This is a genomic window from Chloroflexota bacterium, from assembly GCA_014360805.1.
Taxonomy (GTDB): Bacteria; Chloroflexota; Anaerolineae; order DTLA01; family DTLA01; genus DTLA01.
Genome location: JACIWU010000013.1, coordinates 20,473 through 36,278, shown reverse-complemented (window position 1 = coordinate 36,278; position 15,806 = coordinate 20,473). Strand labels below are relative to the sequence as shown.

General features: G+C 66.6%; 12 protein-coding genes. All 12 read left to right on the top strand.

Features of this window, described 5'->3' with window-relative positions:
- Position 1: 1 nt before the first annotated feature.
- Positions 2-2,308: a GAF domain-containing protein gene (locus tag H5T65_03780; protein MBC7258346.1), complete on the top strand. Its 2,307-nt coding sequence runs from the start codon at positions 2-4 to the stop codon at positions 2,306-2,308.
- A 280-nt stretch (positions 2,309-2,588) separates the two neighbouring features.
- Positions 2,589-4,058, top strand: a complete 1,470-nt coding sequence (locus H5T65_03775; GenBank protein MBC7258345.1) for a cobalamin B12-binding domain-containing protein — start codon at positions 2,589-2,591, stop codon at positions 4,056-4,058.
- Positions 4,049-5,041 carry a radical SAM protein gene (locus H5T65_03770; GenBank protein MBC7258344.1) on the top strand — a complete coding sequence of 331 codons (993 nt, stop codon included), beginning with the start codon at positions 4,049-4,051 and terminating at the stop codon, positions 5,039-5,041. Before H5T65_03775 ends, H5T65_03770 begins: the two co-directional genes overlap by 10 nt.
- 87 nt (positions 5,042-5,128) lie before the next feature.
- Positions 5,129-6,547 carry a glycosyltransferase family 39 protein gene (locus H5T65_03765; protein MBC7258343.1) on the top strand — a complete coding sequence of 473 codons (1,419 nt, stop codon included), beginning with the start codon at positions 5,129-5,131 and terminating at the stop codon, positions 6,545-6,547.
- A gap of 78 nt (positions 6,548-6,625) precedes the next feature.
- Positions 6,626-8,080, top strand: coding sequence for a glycosyltransferase family 39 protein (locus tag H5T65_03760; protein ID MBC7258342.1), 1,455 nt, complete (start codon positions 6,626-6,628; stop codon positions 8,078-8,080).
- Entirely contained in the window at positions 8,077-9,981 is a 1,905-nt protein-coding gene (locus H5T65_03755) for a YfhO family protein (protein MBC7258341.1), read from the top strand. Before H5T65_03760 ends, H5T65_03755 begins: the two co-directional genes overlap by 4 nt.
- Before the next feature lie 20 nt (positions 9,982-10,001).
- Positions 10,002-10,355, top strand: coding sequence for an EamA family transporter (locus H5T65_03750; GenBank protein ID MBC7258340.1), 354 nt, complete (start codon positions 10,002-10,004; stop codon positions 10,353-10,355).
- Positions 10,356-10,360: 5 nt separating this feature from the next.
- Positions 10,361-11,104, top strand: coding sequence for a glycosyltransferase family 2 protein (locus H5T65_03745; GenBank protein ID MBC7258339.1), 744 nt, complete (start codon positions 10,361-10,363; stop codon positions 11,102-11,104).
- Positions 11,105-11,132: 28 nt separating this feature from the next.
- Positions 11,133-12,083: an NTP transferase domain-containing protein gene (locus H5T65_03740; protein ID MBC7258338.1), complete on the top strand. Its 951-nt coding sequence runs from the start codon at positions 11,133-11,135 to the stop codon at positions 12,081-12,083.
- Entirely contained in the window at positions 12,080-13,015 is a 936-nt protein-coding gene (locus H5T65_03735) for an NAD-dependent epimerase/dehydratase family protein (protein ID MBC7258337.1), read from the top strand. The genes H5T65_03740 and H5T65_03735 overlap by 4 nt, the downstream gene beginning before the upstream one ends.
- Positions 12,981-15,047, top strand: coding sequence for a hypothetical protein (locus H5T65_03730; protein ID MBC7258336.1), 2,067 nt, complete (start codon positions 12,981-12,983; stop codon positions 15,045-15,047). The genes H5T65_03735 and H5T65_03730 overlap by 35 nt, the downstream gene beginning before the upstream one ends.
- A complete protein-coding gene (locus H5T65_03725) occupies positions 15,037-15,801 on the top strand; it encodes a polyprenol monophosphomannose synthase (protein ID MBC7258335.1) in 765 nt (254 codons plus the stop codon). The genes H5T65_03730 and H5T65_03725 overlap by 11 nt, the downstream gene beginning before the upstream one ends.
- Positions 15,802-15,806: the final 5 nt, after the last annotated feature.

Here is a 15,806-nt window from a genome sequence, read left to right as displayed (position 1 = left end):
CATGAGCGCATCCACGACGATCTACATCCCACCGCCGACGCTCCACTACCGCAAGGATGGGTTGTTGCGCCTGGAACGGCGGTTCGGCGCGCCGTTGCGCTGGGGCATGTTCCTGGTGGGCGCCATCAGCGTGTGGACGACGCAGCAGGTGCCGTTCCCGCGGGCGGCGGCGCTCGGCCTGGCGGTGTTCATGGCCTTCGCGTTCCTCATCTCGGTGCTGGTGTACGGCACCTGGCGCGACAGGATTCCCGTCTGGCTCGTGCCGGCGGCCACCATCGTGGACTCGCTGGCCATCCTGTTCCTGATTCCGTACTCCGGCGGCGTGGGGAGCGAACTCTACCTGCTCTACTTCGTGCTTGCGGTGAAAGTGGCCCTGTGCTACCCGTTCGCGCACTGGCTCATCTTCCTGCCGTTCCTCTACGGGCCGCTGTACATCCTCGGCGTGTACCTGCAGATTCAATCGCTCTTGTTCCTGCTGTCGCCCGGGTTCGTGCTGCGGTATCTCATCCTGTTCGCGATGGTGCTGGCGGCGCTGTACGTGGCATGGCTCTTGGAGCGCCGGTATCGCCTCGTGCGCGGGCTCAACTACGCCCTGGAGGAGCAGGGGCAGGAACTCCGCCGCAAGACGTCGGTGTTGCAGCGGACGGCGACGGACTTGGGCGACCGGGTCATGCAGTTGCGCTCCCTGCAAGAGGGGATCAAGACGATCAACTCGGCGGTGGCCCTGGAGTCGCTGCTGGGGATGATTGTCGCCAACGCCTCGCAGGTGCTGCGGGGCACTCGCTGCTCCATCGCGCTGCTGGACGAGGCGACGGGCGAGGTGGTAACCCTGGCGGCGTCGGGCGTGCCCGCGCAGAGCCTGTGGGGGTCTCGCTTCCCCGTGGGCAAGGGCGTCGCCGGCTGGGTCGTGGCCAACGCGGCGCCGGCGCTCATCGGCGACGTGAGCCAGGATGCCCGCTACATCCGCCTGGGCCAGATGCCCGTGCAGTCCATCATCAGCGTTCCGCTCATGTCCGACGGGAAGGCCATCGGGGCCATCAGCGCCACCAGCCCCGAGGCCAACGCATTCGGGCCGGATGACCTGAACCTTCTGGCGGCCTTTGCCGACCAGGCGGCCATCGCGGTCAAGAAGGCGCGGCTCTACGAAGACCTGGCCCGCGAGAAGCGCCAGACGGAGCAGATTTACCGGAGCGTGCAGGAGAAGAGCAACGAGTTGGAGGCGGTGCTCCAGGGTATTGGCGACGGCGTCCTGGTTACCGACACCGACCTGAACCTGGTGATGATGAACCCCGTGGCGGTGCGCATCTTCGGCGTGGAGGACGCCCCCTCGCTGGGCAAGCCGCTGGCCGACACGGTGGGCCACCGCGAACTGATGGGCGTGATGCGCGAGGCGCTGGCGGCCCCGGGGAAGCCTGTCATCCGCGAGATTCGGGTGCCGATGACCCGCGAGCACCCGGAGATGATCTACCAGGCCCTTGCGACGACCGTCCCGGGCGCTGCCGGCGAGGCGCGCGGCGTCGTTACCGTGCTGCGCGACATCACCAGCCAGAAGCAACTGGAGCAGATGAAGTCCAATTTCCTGTCCGTCGTCTCGCACGAATTGAAGACGCCGCTCCACTCCATCAAGGGGTTTGTGGACATCATCCTGATGGGCAAGACGGGCAAGATCAACGACCTCCAGCGCGACTTTCTGGCTACGGTTCGCGAGCAGACCGACCAGTTGCAGAATCTCATCAGCGAACTCCTGGAGTTCTCGCGGCTGGAATCGGGGCAGATTCGGCTGCGCATAGAGGAGATTTCGTTCGCCGACATCGCGGCGCGCGTCGCCGAGAAACTGGCGCCGCAGGCGCAGGAGGCGCAGATCGCGCTGGAGTCCACGATTCCCGCCGATTTCGCCACGGTGGAGGCCGACGCGACTCGCATGGAGCAGGTGCTCACCAACCTGGTGGACAACGCCATCAAGTTCACGCCGGCGGGCGGCCGCATCGTTATCCACGGCGAGGATTTGGGCGACCGCGTGCTCATCTCGGTGGCCGATACGGGCATCGGCATCCCGCCAGCCGAGCGCGAGAAGGTCTTTGAGCGGTTCTACCAGGTGGACAGCGGCGCGACTCGCCCCTATCGCGGCACCGGCCTGGGCCTCAGCATCTGCAAGCACATCGTGGAGCATCACCGCGGGCGCATCTGGGTGGAGGGCGCGGAACCGCAGGGCAGCGTGTTCAAGTTCGTCCTGCCCAAGCGCCTGGAAGGCGGGCGCGACCTGTCGCTGGACTTCACCACGTTGCCCTCCGAGGGCGCCCGACAGTGAGGTCTCGTGTCCTCGCCCTGGCGTCGGTTATCATGAACAGTTTGTCATGCGCGCCCGACGGGTTTGTCATCCGTTTTTCATCAAGGTTGTGTATAATCGGGATGAGGAGACCTATCATCACAAGTGGGCCGCTGCCTGCGTCGGCTCCCGGCACTCGGGGCCGACGTAATTGTGCAGGTGGGATGGCGAGGGATGCGCGGCCCGAACATGGGGTGCAAAGAACAGTAACGCCCGACACTTCTGCCCTTCCTCCACATCCGAATCCAGAGGAGATGATGATTTGAGAGTTGCGCTGATTGCGCCGAAGTGGCACGAGAAGATCACCGACTACCCGCCCTTGGGGCTGGCGTACTTGGCGGCAGTCCTGGAGCGTGGCGGGCACGAGGCGCGCATCTTTGACTTCGGCCTGCATCCCCACCGCCCACAACAGGAGGACGTGGCGGACGTGGTGGGCTACGCGCCCGCGCTCATCGGGTTCACGGTGATGACGGGCGGGTACCACAGCGTAACCGAAGCCATCGCGCTGCTGAAGCAGGCGCTGCCGTCGGTGCCCATCGTTCTGGGCGGGCCGCACCCGACCGTCTTCCCGGAGGCCGTGGCGTCGGATCCGGGCGTGGACTTCGTGGTCTACGGCGAGGGCGAGGAGACGCTGATGGAACTGATCGCCGCGCTGGAGGCCGGGGCCGAGGATTTTTCGGGCATTCGCGGCATCGCCTACGCCCGCGACGGCGACGTGGTGCGCACGCCAGAGCGCCCGCTCATCGCCGACCTGGACGCGCTGCCGCTGCCCGCGCGCCATCTGCTGGAACTGGACAAGTACCCCCTCGCCGCGCCCGACGGCGGCAAGATGCTGACCGTCCTGTCCAGCCGCGGCTGCCCCTTCAATTGCAGTTACTGCTTCAAGGGCATCGTTGGGCGTACCTACCGCCAGCGGAGCGCCGAGAACGTGGTGAACGAACTGCGCCTGCTGCGCAATCAGTACAACGTGCGCAACTTCTACTTCATTGATGACCTGTTCACCATCAACACCAAGCGCCTCATGGCCATCTCGCAGATGATCATAGACGAGGGCCTGGACATTCGCTGGCAGTGCCTGGGGCGCGTGGACCGCGTAACGCCCGAGAGTTTGGCCATGATGTACCGCGCCGGCTGCCGCGAAATCCACTACGGGATTGAGTCGGGCAACCCGCAGGTCCTGGCGGCCACCGGCAAGAACATCACCATGGATCAGGTGCGCCAGGCCGTGAAGTGGACGGCGGAGTCCGGAATCCGCAGCAAGGGCTACTTCATGCTCGGACTGCCGGGCGATACCGAAGAAACGATGGAGCAGACGATTCGCTTCGCCTGCGAACTGGAATTGGACGAGGCCATGTTCAGCATCACGACGCCATTCCCAGGCACGCGCCTGTGGGACGAATTGGTCAAGAAGCGCCCGGAGACCCGCTACAATGCCGACTTCACGCGCGCTTACTATTACAACGCCTACACCGAGGAGATCGCGCCTTTCCTGAACGTGTCGGAGGTGTCGGACTCGCGGCTGGGGAAACTGGCCCTGATCGCGCGGCGGCGGTTTGAGGAGAGCCGCCAGCGTCGCCGGTACCTGAAGGCTTTCGGCCCGCGCCTGGGCGCTGTGGCGTGGGCTATCTCGCGCGTCAAGCCTATCCGGGCGCTGGGCCGCAGGCTGATGCGCCTGGGGCTGTTCAAGCGTTTCGCATCCCTACGAAAGGAAGGAAAACACGCATGGGCATAAGGATTCCGCGGGGCCGCCGCCTGCGAAAGCGAGCGGCTTCCCTAGTCAAGTATCTCGGATACAAGGCCGGCCTGGTTCGGTTGCCCTACTATCCCGACCGCATGTACTTGGAGTCCACCAACGCCTGCAACCTGAATTGCATCATGTGCCCCAACGGCATCGGCACCATGAAGCGCAAGCGGGGCTACATGGATTGGGATCTATTCCGGAGCATCGTGGACGAGATGGCCGGCCACGTGCCGGTTACCACGCTCCACATCTGGGGCGAGCCGCTGCTCCATCCGAAACTGCCCGACATGATCGCCTACGCCCGCCAGAAGGGCATCCGCCCCGAGATTTCCACCAACGCCACGCTGCTCACGGAGGACCTCAGCAAGGAGATCCTGCGGGCGGGGCTGGGGACGATCTATATGTGCCTGGACGGCGCGTCGGCCGAGACCTACGAGACCATCCGCCGTCGCGGCGACTTTGAGCAGACGCGGGCCAACATCCAGCGGTTCATTGACCTGCGCCGCCAGGTGCCCGGCGCGGAGCCCCAGGTCAACGTGCAGATCATAGAGATGCAGCCGACCCTGCCCGAGGTGGAGGAGTTCACGAAGCAGTGGCGGCAGGCGGGAGTGTACCGCGTGAGCGTCAAGCCCTTTGACTCGTGGGGCAATCAGGTGGACGCCATCGCCAGCCTGCGGGCCGCCGAGGCCAAAGTGCCCCCCAAACGCTGGCATTGCCCCAACCTGTGGTTCCATGTCCACATCTACTGGGACGGCACGCTGGTCTGCTGCGACCGCGACTTTGATGCCCTGTACCCGCTGGGCAATGTGGCGGGCGGCGTGATGAAGGCGTGGAACGGCCCGGCCATGCAGGAACTGCGCCGCAAACACCTGGCGCGCCGACTGGACGACGTGCCTTCGTGCCGCAACTGTGTGGAGTGGTCGTGGTGGAAGCCCACGCCGTTCCAGTCCTTCGGCAACCGCCCGCAGGAGTAGGCACCAGGAGCACGCACACACGAGGTCAACGTGAAGACCCAACCCGCCACCGCAACGAGAATCGTTCGGACAACATGGATTGCGCCATTGGCATTGTTCTTGCTGGCCCTGGGCGTGCGATTGTGGCGCATCGGGGCCGAGAGCCTGTGGCTGGATGAGGCGACCAGCCTGTTCCTGGCGCGCAAGTCGGTTGCGGGCGTCATCGCGTGGACGGCGAAGGACATCCACCCGCCTCTGTATTACCTGTTGCTGCATTTCTGGCGGGTGTTCGGCGAGAGCGAAGCGGCGCTGCGCAGTTTGTCGGCCGTGGCGGGCGCGTTGAGCACGGTCGTGCTCTACGCGCTGGGCGCGCGCCTGTTTGACCGTCGCACGGGGTTTGCGGCGGGCGCGCTGCTGGCCCTGGTGCCCATCCACGTGTGGTACTCGCAGCAGGCGCGGATGTACGCCTGGCTCGGGTTCTGGGCGCTCCTGTCCAGTCTATGCCTGGTGGCGTTTCTGGACACCCGAAGGGCGCGCTTCGCCGTGGGCTACGCGCTCGCCAGCGCGGCGGCGCTGTACACGCACTACTACACGGTGTTCGTGTTCCTGGCGCAGGGGGTGTACGTGCTGTACGAGGCGTGGCGGGCGCGCCGCTGGCGGCACGTGGGCGAGTTCGCGGCGGGCGTCGGGGCGAGCGTGCTGCTGTTTGCGCCGTGGACTCCGACGATGCTGTTTCAGGTTACGTCCGGCGGTGGGGGCTGGGTGGCCCGCGGGGGCACGCCGGGTTTGCGCGCCCTGGCCGATATCCTGGTCGGGTTCAGCGTGGGCAACGTGAGGGCGCTGTACCCGTTTTGGCTGCGCTGGCTGGCATACGGTTTGCTGGCAGGGTTGAGCGTCTGGGCCATCTGGGCGGGGCTGCGCTGGCCCGACCGCGTGCCGCGCCGGGGGGTGTTCTTCGCTGCCGTGTATCTCGCCGTGCCGGTGGGGACGGCCTGGCTTATCTCTCAAGTCAAGCCGCTGTACTCGGAGCGGTACCTGGTAACCTTCCTACCGGGCTACCTGCTTCTGGCGGCCGGGGGTGTGGGCGCGCTGCCGAAGGCGTGGCTGCGGCGCGTCGCGGTGGCGCTGCTCGTGGCGGCGATGGCCTTCGGCCTGTGGCAGATGGGCAGCGTGTTGCAGACCGAGGACTGGCGCGGCGCGGCGGCGTATGTCTCCGAGCGCGCCGCCGATGGCGACGTGGCGGTCTTCTACCCCGGCTGGAACGAGAAGCCGTTTGGCTACTATTCCACCGTGGACCTGCCCGCGTGGACGTGGTTCAAGGTCCCGCTGCCGCCGAACGAGGTGGAATCCAGCGTGCGGCCCGGGGTGGAGGGGTATCGCCGGGCGTGGCTGGTCTGGTCTATCGGACACTACGGCGACCCGCGCGGCATGGTCAAGCAGTTCATGGACGAGCACTACACGCGGGTGGACGAGCGGCAGTTTCGCGGGCCTATCGGCGTGGCGCTGTACATCTTGACTGCACCGTAGGAGGCGCGTCTGAAACTATCGGATTGGCGTGGGCAGCGGCGTGATGCGCTGATTTCATATTGGGGGCCGGCCCTCCCTATGGACAGGTGGATCGTCGTGGAACTGGTGGCGATCGCCGTGCTGCTTCGCATCGTCGCGCTGGGGGCCGAGAGCCTGTGGTTTGACGAGGCTTACAGCGTGGCGTTCGCGGGGGCGGATCTCTCGCTGTTGAACTTCTTGCGTCCGGGCGGGTTCGCGTTCACCGATAAGAACGTGTATCACATCCTGCTGCACTTCTGGCTGGGCCTGGGCCGGACAGAGTTCGTGATCCGCCTGCTGTCGGTCCTCTTCGGGGTGGCGACGGTGCTGGTGGTGCTGAGAGTGGCGCGGCGGCTTTTCGGCGGGCGCGCTGCGGCCTGGGCGGCGGGACTCCTCGCGGTCTCGCCGTTCCACATCTGGTATTCGCGCGAGGCGCGGATGTACGTCCTGGCGGGGCTTTTCGCCTGGCTGGCGGTGTTGGCCGTGCTGGAAGCCGTCCAGCGCCGACGTGTGCTCGCGCTATGGGGGATGTACGCCCTCTGCGCGGCCCTGGGGCTGTACACGCACACCTTTTCCATCTTCGTCGTCGCGGCGGTCAACGTCTGGGTGGCTGTGGTGCTCATCGTGGAGCCGGCGCGGCGAAAGATGCTGTGGCCGTGGCTGGGCGCCAACGCCGCGCTTGTGGCGCTGGCGGTGCCGTGGTTCCTCGGCATCTCTGCCCAGCAGAGCGCGGGATGGTGGGCCTGGATCGGCCAGAAGTACGGCACGCCAGGGCTGAAGCAATTGCTCCTGCTTCCGGTGGATTTTGCGCTGGGCACGATTCGGCCCCCGTGGTCGTGGGCCTTGTGGCTGGGGGCGGGATGCTTCGGGCTGGGCCTGCTGCTGGGTGCGGTGCCGCCTCCGCGACGGCGCGGGGAATCGTGGTGGCAGGCCGGCGGGCGCGAGTGGGCCTGCGCCGTGCTGCTCGCGGTTCTGCCGGCGACCGTCGCGTTCGCGCTGGCCCAGGTGAGGCCGATGTTCGTGTTGCGGTACATGGTGCCGTTCGCGCCCGCCTTCGCCATCGTCGCGGGCAGGGGGTTCTGCCAGATTCGGCGCGTGTTCCTGCGGTGGGCGGTGATGATCCCGTACCTGGCGGGGGTCGCGGCGGTGCTGCTTGTCATGTACTTGGTGCCGCAGAAGGAAGATTGGCGAGGCGCTGCCGCGTACTTGACCCAGCACGTGCCGGCCGGGGGCACGATCTTCCTGGTGGATGAGGACATCCGCGTGCCGCTGGTGCACTACTACCAGACGCCTGCGGATTTGCACCCCGTGTGGCGCGGGCACACGAGCGACGCGGATCTGGAGCCGAAGGTCGCGCCGGTGATGGCGACGGTTTCCGAGTTCTGGCTCGTGGTCAGCCACACGGACAACGACGCGCTGGAGCAGTATCTGGGGCGTTTTGCGGATGTGGTAGAGCGGCGGGAGTTCCGCGACATAGTGATTCTGCATTTCCGGCGGCGCGGAGGCGCGGGATGAAGGCCGGGGGCGCGATGTCGTGGCGGGAGCACCTGGCGGTCTTGGCGGCCTTCGCGGTGCTGGCGGCAGTGGGCACCTGGCCGCTCGTCGCCCATCTGTCCGATGCTGTGCTGGGGCCGCCGGGCGACAACTACGAGTACCTTTACAAGATAGGGTGGTTCAAAACCGCCCTGCTGGAACGCGGGCAGTCGCCGCTGTTCAATCCGGACGTTTTCTACCCATCGGGCTACGACGTCAGCCTGTCGGAGACCACGCTCGCGAACATGGCGCTGGCGTTGCCATTCGCGGCCATCTGGGGCGAGGTGGCGGCGTACAACGCGGTGGTGCTGCTGTCGTTTGTGTTGTCGGGGTGGGCCATGTACTGCCTGGCGCGGTACCTGACCGGTAGCCGACTGGCCGGGGCGGTGGCGGGGGCCGTTTTCGCCTTCAGCCCCTACCGCATGGCCCACCTGGGGGCGGGGCATCTGCCGCTGCTGGGCACGCAGTGGATTCCCCTGGCGTTCCTGTTCGTGGAGCAGGCCTTTCGGATGCGGCGGGCAAGGGACGGCGCGCTGGCCGGATTGTTCTTCGGCCTCACGGCGCTGTCGTCCTGGTATTACGCCTACATGGTGGGGTTGTTCCTGGGGCTGTTCGGCGTGATCCGATGGGTGCAGACGCGCCGCGAGTGGGAGCCGCGCCGCTTGGCGGCGGTTGTCGCGGCCCTTGTGTGCGTGGCCGGCGTGGTGATGCTGCCCGCGGCGATTCCCCTCGTGCGCAACGCGGGCGCGGGGGCCACGGAGTACCGCGACCTGGCCTACATTGACCAGTGGTCGGCGAGCGTGGCCGACTTCCTGTGGCCCAGCGTGCTGCATCCCCTCTGGGGCGAAACGCTGGCCGCCCGCTATATCCCCAACATCCACGAGGGCGTGCTCTACCTGGGGTGGGCGGCGGTGGCGCTGGCGGGGGTCTGGCTGTGGAAGCGGCGCGACCGGCAGTTGCGGCCCTACGCCTGGCTTGGGCTGGTGGGGCTTGCGCTGGCGCTGGGGACGACGCTGCACGTCGCGGGCGGCCCCGTGCGCATTCCCGCGCCCGAGGCAGTATCGCGGGCGTTCGCGGGCGGTATGTACTTCCTGACGGAGAAGGCGGCGCTGAACCCGCTGGCGTTCGGCAAGATGGATGTGCCGGGTACGGTGCTCGTGCCCATGCCGACGCTGCTCTTGTACCTGTTCTTCCCGTTCTTCACGGCGATGCGGGTTCCGGCGCGTTTCGCGCTGATGACGGTCGTCTCCGTGTCGGTGCTGGCGGGGGCGGGCGCGGCGTGGCTGGCGGGGCGGGCGAAGGCTCGCGGGGGGCGGGTCGCCGTCATCGGCGGCCTGGCGCTCTTCCTGGCGCTGGATTTGGCGTCCGCGCCGTTTCCGTTAGGATATAGCGAGGCCAGGGGGCAGCCGGTGGACGCTTGGCTGGCGGCGCAGCCCAGGCCGTCGCCGGTGGCCCAGTTCCCGCTGGAGCGCACCTGGTACGGTTATCCGCTGTACCAGCAGCGGGTTCACGGCCAGCCCATCGCCTACGGATACGGGACTTTCGTACCCCTGGCGTTCCGGCAGGCGGAGCAGACTCTGCGAGGGTTCCCCTCGGACGAGGCGCTGGACTGGCTGGAGGACAACGGCGTGCGCATCGTTCTGCTCGCGCAGGGGAGTCTGGGCGCGTCTTGGGATGAGGCCAGGGCGCTCATGGACGCTCGCAACGGGTGGGAGTTGGCGGGCCGGTTTGAGGACACGGCGCTGTATCACGGCGGCGCGCTGATGCGCCTGGTGCCGCCCACGCCGGCAATCCCGTCGAGCGAGTGGGTAAACGGGGACAAGAAGACCTATATCCAGGATACGATATGGGCCTACCGATTCACAGGCGTGGAGCACAAATGACGCGATCAAGGAGAACGGGCATGAATCCGGTGATATTCCTGCTGCTGGCCGTGTTACTGGGCGTGGCCGGCCAGATGGTGATGAAGACGGGCATGACGCAGGTGGGGGCGCTCAACACCCTGACCTTGCGCGCGCTGGTTCGGATGTTCTCCAACCCCTACGTGGTGCTGGGGATTCTCTGCTATGCCCTGTCGTCCATCGTGTACCTGGTGGCGCTGTCCAGGCTGCCGTTGAGTTTTGCCTATCCGATGGTGGGCCTGGGGTACGTGGTCGTGGTCTTTCTGTCGTGGCTGGTTCTCAAGGAACCGGTCTCGCCAGCGCGATGGATCGGCGTTCTGCTGATCTGCGGCGGGGCGTTTCTCATCGGCAGGTGAGGGGAATGGACGAGCGGACAGAGGATAGACCCGAAATCTCCATCTGCGCGCCGGCCTACAACGAGGAGGAAGGCATCGCGCGGGTGGTGCGCTACTGGGCGCAGGTCATCCGCGAGGATGGCATTCGCGGCCAAATCGTCGTGGCCAACGACGGCAGCACCGACCGCACGGCGGACATCCTGCGCGAACTGCAGGCGGAGATTCCGTTCCTGGTGGTGGTGGACTACAAGCCCAACGGCGGCTACGGGTACGCCCTGTCGCAGGCCATCGCCCACGCCGACGGCGACTACGTGGTTACCATTGACTCCGACGGGCAGTTTGACGCCGCCGAGTATCGCCTGCTGCTGGCCGAACTCCGCCGCGGCGGGTACGATCTGGTAACGGGCTACCGCAAGGGCAAGCGCGACACCTTCGTGCGCGTGGTGGCCGACCGCGGGCTGAACGTGCTGGTGCGGCTGATGTTCGGGCTGCGCCTGCGCGACACAAACTGCGCGTTGAAACTGTTGCGCCGCGACGTGGCCCAGGCCATTCCGATTGAGGCGCGCGGCTATCCGACGCCGACCGAGATTCTCGTCAAGGCGCAGACGCTGGGCTACCGCATCGGCGAGGTGGGGATTACGCACTCGGAGCGGTTGGCGGGGCAGTCCAAACTCAAGACGTTTCGCACGGCCTGGCAGATGGGCTGGTTTCTGGTCTATCTGAAGTTCAAGCAGATTCTGTATCGGGCGCGGGTGCTCAACCGCATCTAGGCGGCGACGCCCGTCAGGGGGTGGGTTCATGAATGGCAAGATGATCGGAGTGATTCTGGCGGCGGGGCAGGGAAGCCGCATTGAGCCGCTGAGCATCTATCGGCCCAAGCCACTCCTGCCCGTCTGCAACAAGCCGATTTTGCAGTACCAACTGGAAGACATGCGGCGCATCGGCATCCGCGAGGTCATTCTGGTGGTGGGCCACTTGAAGGAGGGCATCGTCTCGCGCTTCGGCGACGGCGCGTGGCTTGGGATGCACATCACCTACGTGGAGCAGAAGGAGAAACTCGGCATTGCCCACGCGGTGGGCCAGTTGGAGCCTTACGTCAACGACCCCTTCCTGCTATTCCTAGGCGACATTTTCATGGCGGCTCCGCGGCTCCACGAGATGGTGGAGATGTTCTGGGAGCGCAGGGCCGGCGCTGTGCTGGCCGTCAAGCGGGAGGCCGACCCCGCCCGTATCAGCCGCAACTTTGCCGTCGTCGTCCACCCCAGCGGCATTGTTACGCGGGTCATTGAGAAGCCTCGGTGCCCGCCCAGCAACCTGAAGGGCTGTGGCATCTACGCCTTTGACCTGTCCATCTTTGACGCTATCCGCCGCACGCCTCGGACTGCCCAGCGCGACGAGTACGAACTCACCAATTCCATCCAGATTCTCATTGACGACGGCTATCCTGTGTATCCCGCCGAAGTGGTGGACATGGACGTGAACGTTACGGTGGCCAAAGACCTGCTGGAATGCAATCTGGCGGAACTGCAGCGGCTGGGCGTCAACGCCGTCATCGGCGAGGGGGTAACGCTGGCCCCAGGCGCGCGCGTGCAGAACTCCGTCTTGGGCGACGGCGTCGTGGTGAAGCATCCCATTCTCGTGCAGGACTCGCTGATTCTGTCGGGCACCGTCGTGGATGCGCCCCACGACCTGGTGCGCCAACTGGTAACGCCGGAGGTAACGCTGGACTTGAGGGAGACCGCGCCATGAACGGGCCTGGATTCCGACGGGCGCTTGTAACAGGGGGCGCCGGGTTCATCGGGTCGCACGTGGCCGAGCGGCTGCTGGGGTTGGGCGCGCAAGTGCGCGTGCTGGACAACCTGTCGGTGGGCGTGCGCGAGAACGTGCCCGACGGGGCCGAACTCGTCGTCGGCGATGTGCGCGACCCCGCGGCGGTGGAGCGCGCCCTGGATGGCGTGGACATCGTGTTCCACCTGGCCGCGCGCGTGAGCATCCGTGCCTCGGTGGATCGCTTCTACGAGGACGCGCAGACCAACGTCATGGGCACGCTGACCCTGCTGCAAGCCTGCGCCGAACGCAAGGTGCGGCGCTTGGTGTATGCGTCGTCCATGGGGGTGTACGCCGACGCCCCGACGCCCGCCCCGATTCCGGAGACCCACCCCACGGAGCCGATTTCGCCCTACGGCGTGGGCAAACTCGCCGGCGAGAAGTACCTGCTGTGCCTGGCGGAGACGCTGGGCCTGGAGCCGGTCATCCTGCGCTACTTCAACACCTACGGCCCGCGCCAAGGCTACACGCCCTACGTGGGCGTCATCACGATTTTCATCAAGCGGTTGCTGGCCGGTGAGCCGCCCGTCATCTTCGGCGATGGCGAGCAGCGCCGCGATTTCGTGTACGTGGGCGATGTCGCCGACGCGACGGTGCTGGCGTCGCTGAAGGACGTGGCGGGCGAAATCTTCAACATCGGCACGGGCCACGCCACGTCGGTCAACGAAGTGGCCGCCCTGCTGTGCCGCAAGTTGAACCCGACCATTCGGCCCGAGCACGCTCCCGCCCACCCGGGCGAGTTGCGCTATTCCGTGCCCGACATCTCTAAGGCGCGCCGCCTGTTGGGCTACGAGCCGAAGGGACGGCTGGAGGACAAGATTGACGAGGTCATCGCCTGGCACCTCCGCGGATAGCCGCGAGGGGTACAAGCGAATACTCGGCAGCCGCTGGGCGCACTGGGCGTTCCTGGGCGTGGTGATGCTGTTCTTCATGCGCGGCTGGCTCAATGGGCGGTTGCCCACGTCGCCCCGCATGGAGATGATCGTGCAGTTCGCCACGTCGTGGTTTGTGCTGGACGAACTGCGCCAGGGCCGATTCCTGACGCCGTGGAACCCGTGGGAGTTCGGCGGATTCCCGTGGATGCGCCTGCTGGCTTGGCCGCTGTACGCGGGCATGGCCCTCATCGGGTGGGTTGGCATCCCGATGGAGCAGGCGCTGAAGGGCGTGGCGTTTCTGGGGTTTGCGGCGTCGGGTGTGGCGATGTACGAATACGTGCGGCTTCTCACGGGGCGATGGCAGGCTGCCTTGGTGGCCGGGCTGGTCTACATGATCGCGCCGTACCATATCCACACGGCGGTGGATTGGTGGGAGTTTGTTCCGTTTTGGGCGCTGCTGCCGCTGCCGTTTCTGTTCTACGAGTTGGCGCTGCGCCGTCCCGAAAGGCGCGCGCGGATGCTCGCCCTGGCTGCGTTGTGCCTGGGGCTGTTCCCGTGGGTGAGTCCGGAGCGCGCGCTGGTGTCGGCGGTGTGGTTCGGGGGCTACGCGGCCCTGCGCGAACTGTCGCGGGTGGCGCGCCGCGAATCCGCACCGGGCGGGGCGTTGCTGCGCCTGGCCGGGGTGGCCCTCGGCGCGGCGGTGGTGGCGCTGGGCATGGCGCTTCCGGCGACGGTGGAACTCAAGCACCTGGGCGCGTACCACATGCGGGGGAGCGCGGGGGGCGCGGCGACGGCGCTGCTGGCGGACTACTCGGCGGCGCCCGCGCTGTTGTGGGGCGCGCTCCTGCGGCGCGTTGGCGTGCCCGTGGACACCGCCGCCCTGCCGACGATATGGAAATCCTTCGGCGGGCTGTTTGCATGGTACCTGGGCTGGCCCGTGCTGGGGCTTGCGGCGCTGGGCCTCGGACAGTTGCGCAGGCAACGCGAGGCGTGGGTGGTGGCGCTCCTGGGGGCGCTGGCCCTCTGGATGGCGTTCGGCCCCACGGTGGCGTGGAATCCATTCCAGGCGCTGCCCCTGTTCAAGACGCTCATCCCGTTCCGCGCGCTGATGCTGGTGGTCTTCGCGTTGGCGGTACTGGCGGGGCTTGGGCTTCTGACGCTGGAGCGCGCCGTGCGCCGCGTGCCGGTGAATGGGTGGCTGGCGCTGGCCGCGCTGGTGATTCTCGTGGATTTCCGGCCCGCCGGCGGAGTCTTCACGACGACCGACTCTTACTTTACCCGCGATGAGCGGGCCGCCTACGCATTCCTGGCCCAACAGGGCGGGGACTGGCGGCTGTGGGAACCCGCGAGTCAGAACGCGGTGCGCTACGCCGCGTCCTACTCCCTGCCGCTGGCGCCGGTGCTGCGCTTCGCGGGCCACTGGGTGGAGGGGACGCCGATTCACACGTGGGAACTGCTGGACTGGGGCGATTACAACACGGCGCTGCACATCCTGAGCGCGCGCTACGCCATGCTGCGCAAGACCGACCCGCAGTACAGCGCCATCCGCGCCGGTGCCGTGGCCGCCGGATTCGCGCAGACCGTGTGGGATTCGGATACCGTGGAGATACTGGAGAAGCCGGACTACCGTCCGTTCGCCGTGTTGCGTTCGCCTGCGGCGTCGGCAGAGCCTGTGGGCGGCGACGTGGCCTACGTGCGCGAAAGCCCCACGCGCATCCGCGTGCAGGCGGCGCCGACCTCGCGGGCGCTGCTCGTGGTCAGCGAGGGCTGGTATCCGCACTGGCGCGTGTCTGTGGATGGCGCGCCCGCTGCGCTGGAGCGCGTGGACGACATGCTCCTGGGCGTGGAACTGGAGGCTGGGGAGCACGAGGTGTTGTTCGCGTACAGAGAGCCATCCTATATTGCGGTTACGTGCGTGCTGAGCGGGCTGGCGGCGATGGCGCTGCTGGTTGTCGCGGTCTGGAATCCGAATGTACTTGTATTGCAGGATGAGGTGAAACATGCAGTCTGATCCCATTGCCGTTGTCATCCCGACATACAACGAGGCCGAAAACATAGAGCCGCTCGTGTGGCAGTTGCTGGCCCTGCCGCTTGATTTGCGCGTCATCGTGGTGGATGACAACTCGCCCGACGGGACAGGGGCTATCCTGGACAGGCTGGCTGCCGAGGATGGGCGGATTATCCCGATTCATCGCCCCGCCAAACTGGGCCTGGGCACGGCTCACATCGCGGGGTTCAAGCGGGCGTTGGCCGATGGCGCGGGGCTGATTTTGAGCATGGACGCCGATTTCTCGCACAATCCGCGCTATATCCCCGCCATGGTGGACAAGATGGGCGAATGCGACCTGGTCGTCGGGTCGCGGTACGTGCGGGGCGGCGGGACGCGGTTCTGCACCCTGCCGCGCAAAGTGCTGAGTTGGGGGGCCAATGCCTTTGCCAGAATCATGCTGGGGCTGCGCGCCCATGACTGTACGGCTGGGTTCCGTTGCTACCGTCGCGAAGTCCTGGAGCGCATTGCCCTGGACGAGATTTTCTCCGAGGGATATTCGTTTCTGATAGAGATACTGTACCGCTCGCAGCGGATGGGTTACCGTATCCGCGAGGTGCCCATAATTTTTGAAAATCGCAGACGGGGCGCGTCCAAAGTCTCCAAGAAAGAAATCTACCGCGCCCTGGATACTGTATTGCGCCTGCGGTTGGGTCGCCCGCCGGGGGGACGCGGAGCGGCGCGCCGCGCAGGCGACGAGCACGCGCAGGAAAACTGACCTGG

Bases quoted from the DNA above. Each gene is read 5' to 3' on its own strand.
- H5T65_03745 (MBC7258339.1), top strand. From the start codon at position 10,361: ATGGACGAGCGGACAGAGGATAGACCCGAAATCTCCATCTGCGCGCCG.
- H5T65_03780 (MBC7258346.1), top strand. From the start codon at position 2: ATGAGCGCATCCACGACGATCTACATCCCACCGCCGACGCTCCACTAC.
- H5T65_03750 (MBC7258340.1), top strand. From the start codon at position 10,002: ATGAATCCGGTGATATTCCTGCTGCTGGCCGTGTTACTGGGCGTGGCC.
- H5T65_03740 (MBC7258338.1), top strand. From the start codon at position 11,133: ATGAATGGCAAGATGATCGGAGTGATTCTGGCGGCGGGGCAGGGAAGC.
- H5T65_03725 (MBC7258335.1), top strand. From the start codon at position 15,037: ATGCAGTCTGATCCCATTGCCGTTGTCATCCCGACATACAACGAGGCC.
- H5T65_03755 (MBC7258341.1), top strand. From the start codon at position 8,077: ATGAAGGCCGGGGGCGCGATGTCGTGGCGGGAGCACCTGGCGGTCTTG.
- H5T65_03760 (MBC7258342.1), top strand. From the start codon at position 6,626: ATGGACAGGTGGATCGTCGTGGAACTGGTGGCGATCGCCGTGCTGCTT.
- H5T65_03770 (MBC7258344.1), top strand. From the start codon at position 4,049: ATGGGCATAAGGATTCCGCGGGGCCGCCGCCTGCGAAAGCGAGCGGCT.
- H5T65_03735 (MBC7258337.1), top strand. From the start codon at position 12,080: ATGAACGGGCCTGGATTCCGACGGGCGCTTGTAACAGGGGGCGCCGGG.